Source organism: Vibrio sp. Vb1026 (genome assembly GCF_033338745.1).
GTDB lineage: Bacteria > Pseudomonadota > Gammaproteobacteria > Enterobacterales > Vibrionaceae > Vibrio > Vibrio alginolyticus.
Window position 1 is genome coordinate 204,565 of record NZ_JAWOTH010000003.1, and the last position, 15,186, is coordinate 219,750.

Sequence of the window (15,186 nt, forward strand, 5' to 3'; positions counted from 1 at the left end):
AATTTGCGATAAGAAAAGGAAACACAACATGATGAATCTAGAAGGTAAGATCGCGCTAGTTACCGGCGCAAGCCGTGGTATTGGCCGCGCGATCGCGGAACTTCTTGTCGAGCGAGGTGCTACGGTTATCGGTACTGCTACTTCTGAAAGTGGTGCGGCTGCTATCAGCGAGTATCTTGGTGATAACGGTAAAGGCTTAGCGCTTAACGTGACTGATGTCGAGTCTATCGAAGCGACATTAAAAACGATCAACGAAGAATTTGGTGTGATCGATATTCTGGTGAATAACGCTGGTATTACTCGTGACAACCTATTGATGCGCATGAAAGATGATGAGTGGAACGACATCATCGATACCAACCTAACGCCTATCTACCGCATGTCTAAAGCGGTTTTACGAGGTATGATGAAAAAACGTGCGGGTCGTATCATCAACGTAGGCTCTGTTGTTGGTACCATGGGTAATGCTGGTCAAACTAACTACGCAGCAGCGAAAGCGGGCGTGATTGGTTTTACTAAATCAATGGCTCGTGAAGTTGCGTCTCGTGGTGTAACAGTGAACACTGTTGCTCCTGGTTTCATCGAAACTGACATGACTAAGGCGCTAAGTGATGACCAACGTGCGGCAACTTTGTCGAACGTGCCAGCAGGTCGTTTAGGTGACCCACGTGAAATTGCATCAGCAGTAGTTTTCCTTGCTTCTCCTGAAGCAGCGTACATTACTGGTGAAACTTTGCATGTAAATGGTGGCATGTACATGGTTTAATGCGACAGTTTATGCAAAATAAGCTATTTTACATTGTGAAAAATAGCCTATAGTTGCAGTTAACTGTCATGAACTTGTCATGCTTATGCGCAAGATTTGTGCATGATTTAAGTCAAAAATGTATTGAAATTCGGTTAAATTCGCTAATTTTGTGGTTTGACCAGCAAGGACCCCCTTGCAACTTTCAATAGTTCGAATAAACTACGGAATCATCGCATTAGGCGAAATCTGTAAAGGAAAAGAAAAATGAGCAACATCGAAGAACGCGTAAAGAAAATCATTGTTGAACAGCTAGGTGTAGACGAAGCAGAAGTTAAAAACGAAGCTTCTTTCGTTGATGATCTAGGTGCTGATTCTCTAGACACTGTAGAACTAGTTATGGCTCTAGAAGAGGAATTCGACACTGAGATTCCTGACGAAGAAGCTGAGAAGATCACTACTGTTCAAGCTGCAATCGACTACGTAAACAGCGCTCAGTAATTAGCTCTCCCAGGCGGTCTCCTAGACCGCCTGTGTTCTTTCTAACTTCTTCTATCCTCTCATAGAAATATTCAATTCCCGGAGAATTATATCGTGTCCAAGCGTCGTGTAGTTGTCACTGGCATGGGTATGTTGTCACCGGTAGGCAACACAGTAGAGTCATCTTGGAAAGCCCTGCTAGAAGGTCAAAGTGGTATCGTAAATATCGAGCACTTTGATACTACGAACTTCTCAACTCGTTTTGCAGGTCTTGTTAAAGATTTCGATTGCACAGAGTACATGTCTAAAAAAGATGCTCGTAAGATGGACCTTTTCATCCAGTACGGCATTGCAGCGGGTATTCAAGCTCTTGATAACTCTGGCTTACAAATTACCGAAGAAAATGCGGCTCGAGTTGGTGTTGCTATCGGCTCAGGCATTGGCGGTCTTGACCTTATCGAAACTGGCCATACTGCATTAGTAGACAAAGGCCCTCGCAAAGTTAGCCCATTTTTTGTTCCTTCGACCATTGTAAACATGGTTGCAGGTAACCTATCTATCATGCGTGGTCTCCGTGGTCCAAATATCGCGATTTCTACCGCATGTACTACTGGCCTGCATAATATCGGCCATGCAGCACGTATGATTGCCTACGGCGATGCAGATGCGATGGTTGCTGGTGGTGCAGAAAAAGCTTCTACGCCTCTTGGCATGGCTGGCTTCGGTGCAGCTAAAGCACTATCTACTCGTAATGAAGAGCCTCAAAAAGCGTCTCGCCCATGGGATAAAGGCCGTGATGGTTTTGTTCTAGGTGATGGTGCTGGCATGATGGTGCTTGAAGAGTACGAACACGCAAAAGCACGTGGCGCGAAGATTTACGCAGAACTGGTTGGTTTTGGTATGTCTGGTGATGCTTACCACATGACTTCTCCAAGCGAAGATGGCTCTGGTGGTGCACTTGCGATGGAAGCGGCAATGCGTGACGCGAACATCACAGGTACCCAAGTAGGTTATGTGAATGCTCACGGTACATCTACTCCTGCTGGCGACGTTGCAGAAATCAAGGGCGTGAAACGTGCTCTTGGTGAAGAAGGTGCGAAGCAAGTACTTGTATCATCAACTAAGTCTATGACTGGTCACCTATTAGGTGCAGCAGGCTCTGTTGAAGCAATTATCACGGTTATGTCTTTGGTTGACCAAATCGTTCCACCAACGATTAACCTTGATGATCCAGAAGAAGGTCTAGACATCGACCTTGTGCCGCACACTGCGCGCAAAGTTGAAGGTATGGAATACGCTATCTGTAACTCGTTTGGCTTTGGTGGTACAAACGGTTCTTTGATCTTCAAAAAGTTCGCTGAGTAACACTATCTAACCTTATTTAGATAAGCGAAACTTGTATTCTAACGGCTCGATGCTTAGCATTGAGCCGTTTTGTTTTATTTGTTGTCTGCTAATTTGAAGGTACGTGAATGTTTTGGGTAAATGGAGTTCCGCAAACGCATGTAGAGCTAGGTGATCGCTCATTCCAATACGGTGATGGAGGCTTTACCACCATCCTGACCCAAAATGGAGAGTTGGTTTACTGGCAGGAGCATACTGAGCGCATGAGTGCTTGCCTTGACGCTTTGAAGATCTCTTCACCTGACTGGAAAGTTGTGCATGGTTGGGCAAGCAAAGCGGTTTTATCTGACGCACGAGCGGGGGTGAAGATTCACGTTAGCCGCGGTATTGGCGGGCGAGGGTATAGCCCTAATGGGATTAAAGGCCCTATCGTGACGATTTCCAATTTTGCATTTCCTTCTCATTATTCATCTTGGCAAGAACAAGGTGTGGACTTGGGCGTTTGTAATACTCGTCTAGGGATTCAACCTTTACTTGCGGGACATAAGCACAACAACCGTTTAGAGCAGATTCTCGCCAAGGCTGAAATCGACAATACAGAGTTTGCAGATGCAATAACGTTAAATGTGCAAAACCATGTCATTGAAACTACAATGGCCAACCTTTTTTGGGTTAAAGGTAATAAAGTATTTACGCCGGAGCTGACCTTATCAGGCGTTACGGGCGTAATGCGTCGTAAGGTGCTTGAGTTACTTAAAGTAAGTCATATTGAAGTCATCGAGGGGCGTTTTATACTTCCAGATTTGCTGAGTGCTGACGAGGCTTTCATGTGTAACTCAATATTAGGTGTCGCACCTATTCGCAGCATAGTGACATCGAACTCTAAGACTATATTTCCGATAGGAAAATTGACTCAACGACTGCAAGGGAATTTAACTACGTGATTAAAAAACTGTTGGCTTTTGTTGTGCTGATCGCAGTGATAGGCGCAGCAGCTGTTTTTTATATAATTTCACAGGCTAAACAATACGTTGAAAAGCCTATTCTATTGGAACAACCTCAGCTGTTTACTGTAGAAAGTGGTACAAGCTTTCATCATGTCATGCGCGCCTTAGTTGAAGGTGAGGTGATTGAAACATCGGAGTACATCCGTTTAATTCCTCACTTATATCCAGAATTGTTGCAAGTGCGAGCGGGTACTTACCAACTTGAGCCTGGTATGTCACTTTCGCAAACATTGGAGCATCTGAATACTGGAAAAGAATACCAGTTTGCGATCACTTTTGTTGAAGGCAGCCGCTTTTCTGAATGGGTAGATCAACTAAAAAGTGCTCCTTATTTAAAGCATGATTTAACCGATCTTTCAGAAAAAGAAATGGCTGCGAAGCTCGGAATTGAGAGAGAAAAGCTAGAAGGGTTGTTTTTAGCAGAAACCTACCATTACACAGCGGGTGCGAGTGAAAGCCAGTTATTAAAACGAGCGCATCGAAAACTCAATAAAATACTGGATGCTAACTGGGAAGCGCGTCAAGAAAAGCTGCCATTACAGGACAAATATGAAGCCTTGATTCTCGCGTCTATCATCGAGAAAGAGACGGCTATTGATTCTGAGCGTGAGCGCGTCGCTTCTGTGTTTATCAACCGATTGAACAAACGCATGCGGTTACAAACTGATCCGACAGTTATTTATGGTATGGGTGACGCCTACGATGGCAACATTCGTAAGAAAGATTTGCGTACGCCGACACCATATAACACCTATACCATCAATGGTTTGCCACCAACACCGATTGCGATGGCTGGTGAAGCTTCCATTGAAGCGGCTTTGAATCCAGAAAGCAGCAACTATTTATATTTTGTAGCAAGTGGAAAGGGCGGACATGTATTTTCGAAATCCCTTGCTGAGCACAACCGTGCTGTTCGTGCCTATTTAAGAGAACTAAGAAAGAACAAATGATGAAAGCAAACTTTATTGTCGTTGAAGGCCTAGAAGGCGCGGGTAAAAGCACTGCGATTAAAACCGTTTTAGATACGCTAAAAGCGGCAGGTATTGAGGATATCGTAAATACCCGTGAGCCAGGAGGCACACCGCTAGCAGAAAAAATGCGCGCTCTGGTGAAAGAAGAGCACGAAGGCGAAGAACTTAAGGACATGACGGAGTTGCTTCTTCTGTACGCTGCACGTGTTCAGTTGGTTGAGAACGTGATCAAACCAGCTTTGGAAAACGGTCAGTGGGTGGTTGGTGACCGACACGATATGTCGTCGCAAGCTTATCAAGGTGGTGGCCGTCAGATTGACGCATCGTTAATGAAAAATCTCCGGGATACAACGCTTGGTGATTTTAAACCTGCTCTCACTCTCTATATGGATATTGACCCTCGTGTTGGGCTTGAGCGTGCACGTGGGCGTGGTGAGTTAGATCGTATAGAGAAGATGGATATTAGTTTCTTCGAGCGTACACGTGAGCGTTATTTGGAGATTGCTCATGCCGATCCTTCCATCGTTATCATTAACGCAGAACAGACGATTGAAGGCGTGTCGCGTGATATTCGGGACGCTCTAAACGAGTGGCTAGCTCGTCAATAAGTGAAACGTAAATTTAGGTGACTCATGTTAAATGATTATCCATGGCTACAGCCAATATGGGATAACCTCAAAGTAGGGTTAGAGTCGGACAGAATACCAGGTGCGCTTTTATTACAAAGCGAGCAGGGCTTGGGCATCGAAAAACTTATCGAGTTTTTTAGCCAAGCACTTCTTTGCCAAAATTACGCGAGTGAAGCATGCGGTTTTTGTCATAGCTGCCAGCTAAATCAATCTCAAAACCACCCTGATTTACACTGGATCAAGCCAGAGAAAGAAGGAAAGGCGATAACGGTGGACCAAATTCGCGCTTGTAACCGTCTTGCTCAGGAATCATCTCAGCTTAATGGTTACCGCCTATTTGTAATAGAGCCGGCGGACTCTATGAACGAGTCGGCATCGAATGCGCTGTTAAAGACGCTAGAAGAGCCTGGGGCAAAGTGCTTGTTTTTGCTCTTTACCCACAATCAGGAGCGTCTGCTCCCAACGATTCGTAGCCGTTGCCAACACTGGGTTGTTGCGCCTCCGTCAGCGGAACAAGCGATGCAATGGATGCACGAACAAGGGGCGAAGCAAGTTCCTGCTTATGCCTTAAAACTGAATATGGGCTCTCCAATAAAAACATTGGATGCGTTAAATAATGGTGAGCTCGAAGCTTACTTGGCTTTTGAACGCAGTTTTATTAAGGCAATGTCTTCGCCTGTTTCAGACGTTTCTGAGTGTGCTTCTTTAATCGCTAAACACTCAGAGCAATCACTAGACTGGGCATGGTATTTACTGACAGATGCTCAGAAAGCGCAGTTTGGTGTATCAGAAGCTCAAATGCTTCCGGGCGCGACAAAGTTTCAACCGGACAACTATAACGGTTTGTACTCATCAGCGAAGGCGCTGATGAACCTGAAAGCTCAGGTGCAAGCCTTTCCTGGCCTGAACCTTGAGCTACTATCAATGAATTGGTTAATTGAATCACGAGAGGCATTATGTTCGTAGATTCTCATTGTCATTTAGACAAATTGAATTACGACGATCTCCACATCAATGTGGAAGACGTTATTAACAAAGCTAAACAAGCAAACGTAACTGAACTACTTTCTGTTGGAGTAACGCTGGATTCTTTCCCGAAAATGATGGAAATGATCGAGCCTTATGACAATGTTTATGCTTCGTGCGGTGTGCATCCACTTGATGTTGAAAGCGACTTTTCGATGGACGTATTGCGCCACCATGCGTCAAATGCAAAAGTCGTCGCTATTGGCGAAACGGGTTTAGATTATCATTACAAGCCCGAAACGGCCGCGTTACAGAAAGAGCGCTTTGAGCAACACGTTGATCTTGCAGTGGAGCTCAACAAACCTTTAATTATCCATACCAGAAACGCACGTGCGGATACTCTAGATATTTTGCGTAAGGGTGGGGCAGAGAAATGTGGTGGTGTTATCCACTGTTTTACAGAAGATCTTCCGTTTGCTGAAGCTGCACTGGAGCTGGGGTTTTATATTTCTATCTCGGGGATTGTTACTTTCCGTCAAGCTACAGAGTTAAAAGAAGTGGTGAAGACTCTACCTTTAGAGAAGCTTCTTATTGAGACAGATTCTCCTTACTTGGCTCCTGTCCCTCATCGTGGCAAAGAGAATCAACCCGCTTACGTTGTCGAAGTCGCTTCTTATATTGCGCAACTCAAATCGTGCTCTCTTTCTGAAGTGGCACAAAAAACCACCGAAAACTTCCGAAATCTTTTTTTGCGATGAAAAAATAATAAGAGCATAAAAAAGGAGCTTAGGCTCCTTTTTTGTTGATAAAAACAACAGATACGCTCACGAGTTTAATGTTTACTAAAAATGTTGATTTAATAACATTCAAAAATCACAAATGTAATTTTGTTACTAAAAATAACATTGAGGCGTATTTTATTTACGCCTTAAAATTAATTATATAAATAATTAATTCCTTATAAAACAGTAGTATAAGTGCAATGCAAACCTTTTCATCGGCTGTTTTTGGGTGTGATCCAAGACTTGTTTTGAAACTAAATTTCGTAACTGTGTGGAAAGTTTGAGGGTCATCAATATATATTTAGAGCCGGAAAATATAATGCAGTTGTGGTTACATTTTCATTGGGTGCTAACCTTTAGGCTACGGGGGTGTGCCGTTAGTGCCCAAATAATACTTATAAATTTATCAGGAGCATAAACATGTTTAAGAACCTTTTTGCTAACCTGCAAAAAGTTGGTAAGGCTCTGATGCTTCCAGTATCAGTTTTACCAGTTGCAGGTATTTTATTAGGTGTGGGTGCTGCCCATCTAAGCTTTATTCCAGAGATCGTTTCTAATCTTATGGAACAAGCTGGTGGTTCAGTATTCGGCCAAATGGCACTTCTATTTGCAGTAGGTGTAGCGCTAGGCTTCACTAACAACGACGGTGTTGCAGGTCTTGCAGCTATCGTTGGTTACGGCATCATGACGGCAACGCTAGGTGTAATGGCGGGCGTTATGGGTGTTGAGAAAATCGATACAGGTGTACTAGGTGGTATCCTTGTCGGTGGTGTGGCTGCTTGGGCATTCAACCGTTTCTTCAAAATCCAACTTCCAGAGTACCTTGGCTTCTTCGCTGGTAAGCGCGCAGTGCCAATCATCACTGGTTTTGCTGCGATCATCCTAGGTGTTATCCTATCTGTTATCTGGCCACCAATTGGCGGTGCAATTTCTGCATTCTCTGATTGGGCTGCACACCAAAACCCACAGCTAGCATTCGGTATCTACGGTGTTGTTGAGCGTTCTCTAATCCCATTCGGTCTACACCACGTATGGAACGTACCGTTCTTCTTCGAAGCAGGTTCTTGTGTTAACGCTGCCGGTGAAGCTCAAAATGGTGTACTAACTTGTTACCTAGTTGCTGATGAAGCATCTCGTGCTGCTGGTAATGGCTTCGGTCAGCTAGCGGGTGGTTACATGTTCAAGATGTTCGGTCTACCAGCTGCAGCAATCGCAATTGCTCATTGTGCTAAACCAGAAAACCGTGCAAAAGTAATGGGTATCATGGCGTCAGCTGCACTGACTTCATTCCTAACTGGTATTACTGAGCCAATCGAATTCTCATTCCTATTCGTTGCTCCACTACTATACGGTATCCACGCTCTACTAGCTGGTTCTGCATACATCGTTTCGAACACTCTAGGCTTTGTACACGGTACTTCTTTCTCTCACGGTCTGATCGACTTCCTAGTTCTATCTGGTAACGCTCAGAAGATGGTGCTAATGATTGCCGTTGGTCTAGTTTACGCAGTAATTTACTACGTAGTGTTCCGTGGTGTAATCACAGCGCTTGACCTAAAAACACCTGGCCGTGAAGATGAAACGGAAAGTGCAGCTGTAACTTCTGGCTCTGATATGGGCGGTGAACTGGTTGCAGCGTTTGGCGGTAAAGCTAACATTACTGGTCTAGATGCATGTATCACACGTCTACGTGTAGCAGTTGCAGATACAGCAGCTGTTGACCAAGACAAGCTAAAACAACTAGGCGCTGCTGGTGTTGTAGTTGTAGCTGGTGGTGTACAGGCTATCTTCGGTACTAAGTCTGATAACCTAAAAACTGAAATGGATGAGTGGATTCGTAACCACGGTTAATCGCAGTCATTCATAGTAATGCATAAAAGGAGGCTTCGGCCTCCTTTTTTAGTTCCTATTTTATTAACTGACAGTTCCTTTTTTAGTGTGATCCTAAACTCATCTTTACTTTTGTCAGCTTTTTCATACATCGAGCTTACCCATCGTTGACATATTGATACGCCATTATGTTTGAATAGCGAATAATGTTTTTTTGAATAATTGATAACGTGTATGAAGAACAAATTCATTTTATTTTTGGGACTAGTTTCTAGTACGGCAATGGCGGCAAGCGAACCAACGGATCTATCAGTTGGTATGGCTGTCGATCAACAATTAAGTGTTGTTGTAGAGTTAGATAACAAATATCGTGGCATTATCGGAAACGATGGTATGGCGTTTGATTACATCGCTAAGCGTGGAACATTCGATCAAAACATGCCTGTGACTTGGTATGTCGGCGTTGGTGGCTGGTATGAATGGGATGACGAGTTTGGTGTGAGAGTACCACTTGGCGTGAACTGGGATTTATCACGCGGCTGGGACCTTTATGGTCAAATACACCCAGAGCTAGATCTTTACAAAGGTGCTGACTTGCAACTTGGCGGCGCCGTTGGCATCAAGTACAGTTTCTAGAATAAAAGAAACATAAAAAAACGCCGGTAAATACCGGCGTTTTTTGTTTGGAATGCAATACTGTTATTGTTTATCCATGGCTCGCTTGATGCAAACGGCAGCGCCGCCCCAAGTGATACCTAAACCAATAACCATCATAATAATTGCGCTGATTGTCATTTTGCTGTCTCCTTGCGGTTCACTGCGTTGATCACTAGACCAAAGATAAAGAGTGCGGCGATAAGTGCCCAGCCTAAAGTTAGATCATAGCCACCGTAGCCTTCAGTAATTAGGGCGTATAGCTTGGTCGCTAAGATAATGGCGAGCATGATTGGTGTAACGAAGCGTAAGCAGATCTCGAACCATTGACCAACAGAGAAATCAGAGCGCTCGTTAACGTAATTACGTACTTCTGGCACGCGCTTCAATAGCCACGCCATCAAGACAATCTCAACCAGACCACCAACCATGATGCCAACGTTGTTTGCAAAGTGGTCTACTAGATCGAGTAGCAGCAGACCGCCATTGGTAGCAAACGCCATAGAGACAACGAAGCCAATACCAATCACAACATTTGCAGCTTTTTTACGGCTCCACTTCAGCTTGTCGATAATGGCTGAAGTTACGGCTTCCATAATTGAAATATGCGAACTTAGACCAGCAACCACCAGTGCAAAGAAGAACAGTGGACCAAGAATATATGGGGCAGGTAGTAGGTTAATTGCCGCAGGTAAAGTAACAAAAGCCAAGCCAACGCCTGCAGATACCACCTCTGTTAACGGCTTACCTTGCTCTTGAGCCATGTAACCCAATACTGAGAAGATCATGATGCCGGCTAGGATCGAGAAGCCACAGTTGATCAACACGGTCATAAACGCGTTATTCGTTATGTCCGACTTTTCTGGTAGGTAGCTAGAGTAAGCTAGCATAATGGCGAAGCCGATACTTAACGTAAAGAAGATCTGACCATATGCCGCTGCCCATACTTTCACATCCCAAATTTTGCTGAAATCGGGTTCGAACATGTAGTTCACGCCATCTAGAGCTCCTGGCAAGAAAATCATACGTCCGATTAAGAAAATCACCATCAAGAATAGGATTGGCATCATAATTTTAGATGCTCGTTCAATTCCTGATTTCACGCCTTTGGCAATAGCGGTGTAAGTAATTGCCCAAGCAATTACCATGGATAAAGCAATCTTCCATTGAATACTGCCTAAGTCTGTTGGTGAGTTGTCACCTAGCTTTAGGTATTCACTAAAGAAAAATGCGTTGGTATCGGTTCCCCAACCTTGAGTGAACGACAACCCAAAGTAAGAAATCGACCAACCGATAACAGCCACATAGTAAACGGCAATAACTGCAGCCACACCAACTTGGAACCAGCCAAGCCATTCAAATTTAGAATGAATTTTCGCTAGTGTTTTTGGTGCCGAGCCTCGGTATTTTTGTCCCATACTGAACTCAAGGATCATAAATGGAATACCGGCAGTGATCATGGCAAAAATGTAAGGAATAAAAAATGCGCCGCCACCGTTTTCATAGGCCATGTATGGGAAACGCCAAATGTTTCCCAAACCGATAGCAGACCCAACTGCTGCTAAGATGAATCCCGCCCGGGATCCCCATTGTTCTCGCTTCATATTTGACTCCTATAAGACTCCCTGAGGAATGAAGCTCTCTACGTAACACAGTAATAATTGCGCAAACAGTTGGAAGAAAGGACCGCTGTTATCCATCAGCTTTTCTATCCTTAATTCTAACTTTTTATAATTTTATAGAGCTATATTCTGGCTACTGTAAGAGAAAGTAGATTATTAATCTTAAAATTTTGATGTGTGTTTGATAAAACTGAAATATTTATCTGTTTTCACTGATCAGACTAACTTCTAATAATACTTAGCGCAATAGAATCTAAATGTTAATTCAGATGCGTTGTCTGGTTTTAATCTTGTTAAATTTGAGTTTGATTGTGGTTTTGTGTGGGTGGTTGGTTGTTTGTCTGGAATAAATAACTGGGATCTAATAATTGCTTTGGTGTTTAAGACTATTTTGATGAATTAGGGCGTACGGCTATCTTTTGTGCACCTATCTAGATGATGCTTCGTTACTTTGCCAAACAATGGTGTTTAGACGATATCCTTTATCGGCTCTGTGCAGGACTCGTTCAGCGTTCTTTGTGACGAGTCCTACAAAGGAACATGCATAAAAATTAGAAGCGGAAACTAAAACCGACATTTGATTGGAATTGGTTCATCCAATCAGTATCGAACTTAATGATACAGTTTGAGCCGTCATTAGGTAGAGTACAGGCGCCAGATGTATCGTTATCAACGACCGTTCCTAACCATCTCAGTTGGGCCGTTAATGCAAAGTTCTTTGAAAATTCATATTCCAGCCCTGCAAAAGCGCTAGCCGAAAATCCGTATTTTTTGTCTACCCAATCCACATCGGCATAAGAAGCGCCCAAACCTACACCGATATAGGTTTGCCAATTTTCTGCGACAGGATAGTACATGCTGCTTTGGAAGTGCAGATAATGTATATCTGCCGAGTTGGACAGCTTTTCAAGTTCCGTCGATTGATTGGAGTAAAACAATCCGATCCTTCCTTTTTCTAAGGGAGTCTCGACTGAAAGAGCGTAATTCACTGCGGGGTCGAGAGCGTATGTATTACCACTTTCATCCTCTACTTGGCCGCCTCCTGTATAGCCTATGTATGGCGTAACGATGATATTCGCTTGTGCATTGATAGCAGTACTCATCATCATGATTCCTACTAGCCAGCTGAGTTTTTGGTTCATGCCCTATCTCCTTATTATGACTAAGCTAATTGTGATGGGTTAGTCAAAATTGCGCGACTAAATTAAGCAAATCTTGAACATATTTCACACCGGTGTTATTAATTTGTTACATATTAAGGAGGTGTTTATGGAACACGATCTAAAATCCGCATTAATCATTGTGGTGACTGTTTTTGCAGTGCTTTTGTCATTTGGCATCATTGCTATTACAACAGCTTAAGATAACCACTTTTACCAAACGTTTTAACAAAACGGCGTGAGCCTATGATACGTAACAGCGGTATAATCACAGAAAGCCATGCAGAGCTTGATGTAAAAGTTTATGAGCACTTTAGGCATGGTAAAACTGCTTTAGTCACGCAAGGAGGAGGGCAGAGAGGGATTTTTACCGCTGGCGTTTTAGACGCCTTTTTACTTTCCAACTTCGATCCTTTCGATGAATTCTATGGCACCTCTGCCGGAGCACTTAACTTATGTTCTTACTTGTGTCGTCAACATGGCATGGGCAAAGCTTTTATTACCGAGCTGACAACGTCTCCTGAATTTTTTAATCTGTTTCGCTATATCCGAAAGCAGCAGTACTTAGGTTTAGAGTGGGCATTAGAACGGATTCAAGATTTCCCATACAAGCTTGACCTTGATTTAGGTCGCAGTGCATTGGGAAAACGAGGGGCGTTTGCTGCGGTAACGAATATAGAGACGCTATCAGATCAATATCTACCAATCTTGGATGACTCGTGGTTTAACACTATGCTAGCGACATGTGCGATTCCCAAGTTATATCACGGACCTGTCGACGTAAATGGCAATAAGTTTGTGGATGGCGGCGTGTCTGCCTCTATCCCTGTACAAGAAGCGTGGCGTCAGAATGCTCGCAACATTATTGTCATTCGCACAGAGCCGTTTTCAGAGATTGAAGCGAGAGCCCAAAGTGAGGTGGGGGATGTGCCTGTCGAATGGTATCGGGAGTCTATCAACTCAGTACAGCAATCATGGCAGCAAAAAGTGAATCAGTGGAAGCTGGATTGGGCGTCGTTCTTCCAACAAAAAATTAATGCAGCACATCAATCGAAGCTTGCAGGGAAAATGCTGTTAAATGGAGGCCGTTGGTTGTTCGGTGCCGATAACTTGTATCGTTTAAGTCATCTGATTGGTGAGAATTTTGATTCAGGTTTAGCCGACATGCTGATGATTCATTATCAAACATTTGAGCTCACTCAGGCCTTTATATCTGCTCCACCTGACGACACTTTTATTTTACAAGTTGCGCCTAAAGAGGGACTTCGTTCTTCTTCTTTGTTAAGTGACCAAGAGTCACTAGAGCATGACTATCAACTTGGGCTTCAAGCTGGGTTTAACCTAGTTCAACTCTACGACCAGCTGGATGTTGAAATTGATGGTAGAGAGAGTGCATAAACCTTCTTACGTTCACGATGTGCGCAATATACAAAGCATATAAATAAGGCTCCATTTTCGGAGCCTTATTTGCGGGTTCTTGTGGTTAACTCCGGTTAGGTATAACGACTACGCTTGTAGAATGCGCATGCAGTTGGTTGAGCCAACAACATCCATTACATCGCCTTGAGTAATAATGACTAAATCACCTTTGTGCAAGAACCCTTGCTCTTTAAGGCTAGTAATCGCTGCTTGAGCCGTTGGTAAACCCGCATCACTTTTTGACTCGAAATATACAGGTGTCACGCCTCGGTATAATGCTGCTCGATTTAGTGTCGATTCATTCCGTGATAAGGCAAATATTGGCAAGCCAGAGCTTAAGCGAGACATCATCAACGCAGTCCTGCCGGACTCAGTTAACGAGATCATCGCTTTAATTCCTTCCATGTGATTCGCAGAGTACATGGTTGCCATTGCGATGGTTTCTTCAGCGGTTTCGAAGGTTCTATCTAAGCGATAGGTTGATAGACTTGCCTCCGACATTTTTTCTGCCCCCACACATACTTCGGCCATGGATTTGACCGTTTCTACAGGATATTTACCTGCAGCGGTCTCTCCAGAAAGCATCACCGCGTCAGTGCCGTCTAGAACCGCATTGGCCACATCCATCACTTCAGCACGCGTTGGCATTGGGCTAGTAATCATGGACTCCATCATTTGTGTCGCAGTAATCACGATACGGTTTAAACTGCGTGCGCGGCGAATCAGTTTTTTCTGGACACCTATGAGCTCAGGGTCACCGATTTCTACACCAAGGTCACCACGTGCAACCATCACCACATCGGATGCGAGAATAATGTCGTCAATAGACTCATTGGTCGCGACGGTTTCTGCTCGTTCGACTTTAGCCACTAACATGGCTTCAAGGCCTGCATCTCTGGCTAAGCGTCGAGCGTAATGCATGTCTTCGCCGTTACGCGGGAATGAAATAGCAAGGTAGTCTACTTGAATTGCTGCGGCGGTAAGAATGTCGGCTTTATCTTTCTCTGTGAGCGCATCGGCTGACAATCCGCCGCCTTTTTTGTTGATCCCTTTATTGTTGGACAGTGGACCACCGACAATCACACGGGTATGAACTTTATTACCCTCTACTTTGGTAACTTGCAGCTGAACGCGTCCATCATCGAGTAATAAAATGTCATTTGGTGAAACATCTTGCGGTAGTTCTTTATAATCTAACCCTACAGATTCTTGATTGCCTTCACCTTTTGGTAAATCACTATCTAATGTGAATTTATCGCCCACATTCAAAATGACTTGGCCGTCTTTAAACGTTGATACACGGATTTTAGGGCCTTGTAAGTCACCAAGAATTGCAACCTGACGCCCAAGTCTTGCTGCAATGGTACGGACTTTGTTCGCACGTTGAATGTGGTCTTCACTGGTTCCATGTGAAAAATTCATACGGACAACGTTTGCACCGGCTTTGATGATCTCCTCAAGTATATTGTCCTTATCCGTTGAAGGACCCAGCGTAGTGACAATTTTTGTTCGTCTTAATTTGGAAGTCATAGATTCTCCGATGAATGTGTGTGTAAAGGTAACTTGAACTCTATCCT

General features: G+C 43.8%; 16 protein-coding genes. 12 read left to right on the plus strand and 4 right to left on the minus strand.

Annotation, left to right across the window (positions count from 1 at the left end; genetic code table 11):
* Positions 1-31 precede the first annotated feature (31 nt).
* The 10 genes from fabG to R7E47_RS07525 all read left to right on the plus strand — a co-directional run bounded on the left by fabG (position 32) and on the right by R7E47_RS07525 (position 9,390).
* Positions 32-766 (plus strand): 3-oxoacyl-ACP reductase FabG, encoded by a 735-nt coding sequence (gene fabG / locus R7E47_RS07480; protein WP_025767222.1) that lies wholly within the window; start codon positions 32-34, stop codon positions 764-766.
* 246 nt (positions 767-1,012) lie between these two features.
* A complete protein-coding gene (gene acpP, locus R7E47_RS07485; RefSeq protein ID WP_004406112.1) occupies positions 1,013-1,246 on the plus strand; it encodes an acyl carrier protein in 234 nt (77 codons plus the stop codon).
* Positions 1,247-1,339: 93 nt separating this feature from the next.
* A complete protein-coding gene (fabF, locus tag R7E47_RS07490) occupies positions 1,340-2,590 on the plus strand; it encodes a beta-ketoacyl-ACP synthase II (RefSeq protein WP_005372948.1) in 1,251 nt (416 codons plus the stop codon).
* 107 nt (positions 2,591-2,697) lie between these two features.
* Positions 2,698-3,513: an aminodeoxychorismate lyase gene (gene pabC / locus R7E47_RS07495; RefSeq protein WP_042523095.1), complete on the plus strand. Its 816-nt coding sequence runs from the start codon at positions 2,698-2,700 to the stop codon at positions 3,511-3,513.
* The gene (mltG, locus tag R7E47_RS07500) at positions 3,510-4,526 is read left to right on the plus strand and encodes an endolytic transglycosylase MltG (protein ID WP_042523092.1); all 1,017 of its coding nucleotides are present in this window, start codon (positions 3,510-3,512) and stop codon (positions 4,524-4,526) included. Before pabC ends, mltG begins: the two co-directional genes overlap by 4 nt.
* Positions 4,523-5,155: a dTMP kinase gene (tmk, locus tag R7E47_RS07505; protein WP_005387350.1), complete on the plus strand. Its 633-nt coding sequence runs from the start codon at positions 4,523-4,525 to the stop codon at positions 5,153-5,155. Before mltG ends, tmk begins: the two co-directional genes overlap by 4 nt.
* Positions 5,156-5,179: 24 nt before the next feature.
* Positions 5,180-6,142 carry a DNA polymerase III subunit delta' gene (locus R7E47_RS07510; protein ID WP_258483842.1) on the plus strand — a complete coding sequence of 321 codons (963 nt, stop codon included), beginning with the start codon at positions 5,180-5,182 and terminating at the stop codon, positions 6,140-6,142.
* A complete protein-coding gene (locus tag R7E47_RS07515; RefSeq protein WP_005372957.1) occupies positions 6,133-6,900 on the plus strand; it encodes a TatD family hydrolase in 768 nt (255 codons plus the stop codon). Before R7E47_RS07510 ends, R7E47_RS07515 begins: the two co-directional genes overlap by 10 nt.
* A 444-nt stretch (positions 6,901-7,344) precedes the next feature.
* A complete protein-coding gene (gene ptsG / locus R7E47_RS07520) occupies positions 7,345-8,775 on the plus strand; it encodes a PTS glucose transporter subunit IIBC (protein WP_005372959.1) in 1,431 nt (476 codons plus the stop codon).
* Positions 8,776-8,988: 213 nt separating this feature from the next.
* Positions 8,989-9,390 (plus strand): hypothetical protein, encoded by a 402-nt coding sequence (locus R7E47_RS07525; RefSeq protein WP_053349624.1) that lies wholly within the window; start codon positions 8,989-8,991, stop codon positions 9,388-9,390.
* A gap of 63 nt (positions 9,391-9,453) precedes the next feature.
* Here the strand turns inward: R7E47_RS07525 and R7E47_RS07530 are convergent, their stop codons facing one another.
* From R7E47_RS07530 to R7E47_RS07540, 3 genes are all read right to left on the minus strand, one after another.
* Complete coding sequence (locus R7E47_RS07530; RefSeq protein WP_005372963.1) at positions 9,454-9,549, minus strand: MetS family NSS transporter small subunit; 96 nt, start codon at positions 9,547-9,549, stop codon at positions 9,454-9,456.
* Positions 9,546-11,012 (minus strand): sodium-dependent transporter, encoded by a 1,467-nt coding sequence (locus R7E47_RS07535; RefSeq protein ID WP_005372966.1) that lies wholly within the window; start codon positions 11,010-11,012, stop codon positions 9,546-9,548. Before R7E47_RS07535 ends, R7E47_RS07530 begins: the two co-directional genes overlap by 4 nt.
* Before the next feature lie 569 nt (positions 11,013-11,581).
* Positions 11,582-12,172, minus strand: coding sequence for an outer membrane protein (locus tag R7E47_RS07540; protein WP_053349626.1), 591 nt, complete (start codon positions 12,170-12,172; stop codon positions 11,582-11,584).
* Positions 12,173-12,299: 127 nt separating this feature from the next.
* Here R7E47_RS07540 and R7E47_RS07545 point away from each other — a divergent pair, with 127 nt between their 5' ends.
* Both R7E47_RS07545 and R7E47_RS07550 read left to right on the plus strand, forming a co-directional pair.
* Positions 12,300-12,392: a YnhF family membrane protein gene (locus R7E47_RS07545; RefSeq protein ID WP_005372970.1), complete on the plus strand. Its 93-nt coding sequence runs from the start codon at positions 12,300-12,302 to the stop codon at positions 12,390-12,392.
* Positions 12,393-12,436: 44 nt separating this feature from the next.
* The gene (locus R7E47_RS07550) at positions 12,437-13,588 is read left to right on the plus strand and encodes a patatin family protein (protein ID WP_005372971.1); all 1,152 of its coding nucleotides are present in this window, start codon (positions 12,437-12,439) and stop codon (positions 13,586-13,588) included.
* A gap of 108 nt (positions 13,589-13,696) precedes the next feature.
* On the opposite strand, the gene pyk is transcribed toward R7E47_RS07550, so the two are convergent.
* Positions 13,697-15,139, minus strand: a complete 1,443-nt coding sequence (gene pyk, locus R7E47_RS07555; protein ID WP_005372972.1) for a pyruvate kinase — start codon at positions 15,137-15,139, stop codon at positions 13,697-13,699.
* Positions 15,140-15,186: the final 47 nt, after the last annotated feature.

Excerpts from the sequence above, each read along its gene's own strand:
- R7E47_RS07515 (WP_005372957.1), top strand. The coding sequence starts at position 6,133 with ATGTTCGTAGATTCTCATTGTCATTTAGACAAATTGAATTACGACGAT.
- fabG (WP_025767222.1), top strand. The coding sequence starts at position 32 with ATGAATCTAGAAGGTAAGATCGCGCTAGTTACCGGCGCAAGCCGTGGT.
- R7E47_RS07550 (WP_005372971.1), top strand. The coding sequence starts at position 12,437 with ATGATACGTAACAGCGGTATAATCACAGAAAGCCATGCAGAGCTTGAT.
- R7E47_RS07535 (WP_005372966.1), bottom strand. The coding sequence starts at position 11,012 with ATGAAGCGAGAACAATGGGGATCCCGGGCGGGATTCATCTTAGCAGCA.
- pyk (WP_005372972.1), bottom strand. The coding sequence starts at position 15,139 with ATGACTTCCAAATTAAGACGAACAAAAATTGTCACTACGCTGGGTCCT.
- pabC (WP_042523095.1), top strand. The coding sequence starts at position 2,698 with ATGTTTTGGGTAAATGGAGTTCCGCAAACGCATGTAGAGCTAGGTGAT.
- R7E47_RS07530 (WP_005372963.1), bottom strand. The coding sequence starts at position 9,549 with ATGACAATCAGCGCAATTATTATGATGGTTATTGGTTTAGGTATCACT.
- acpP (WP_004406112.1), top strand. The coding sequence starts at position 1,013 with ATGAGCAACATCGAAGAACGCGTAAAGAAAATCATTGTTGAACAGCTA.
- R7E47_RS07525 (WP_053349624.1), top strand. The coding sequence starts at position 8,989 with ATGAAGAACAAATTCATTTTATTTTTGGGACTAGTTTCTAGTACGGCA.
- R7E47_RS07545 (WP_005372970.1), top strand. The coding sequence starts at position 12,300 with ATGGAACACGATCTAAAATCCGCATTAATCATTGTGGTGACTGTTTTT.
- tmk (WP_005387350.1), top strand. The coding sequence starts at position 4,523 with ATGATGAAAGCAAACTTTATTGTCGTTGAAGGCCTAGAAGGCGCGGGT.
- R7E47_RS07510 (WP_258483842.1), top strand. The coding sequence starts at position 5,180 with ATGTTAAATGATTATCCATGGCTACAGCCAATATGGGATAACCTCAAA.
- R7E47_RS07540 (WP_053349626.1), bottom strand. The coding sequence starts at position 12,172 with ATGAACCAAAAACTCAGCTGGCTAGTAGGAATCATGATGATGAGTACT.
- ptsG (WP_005372959.1), top strand. The coding sequence starts at position 7,345 with ATGTTTAAGAACCTTTTTGCTAACCTGCAAAAAGTTGGTAAGGCTCTG.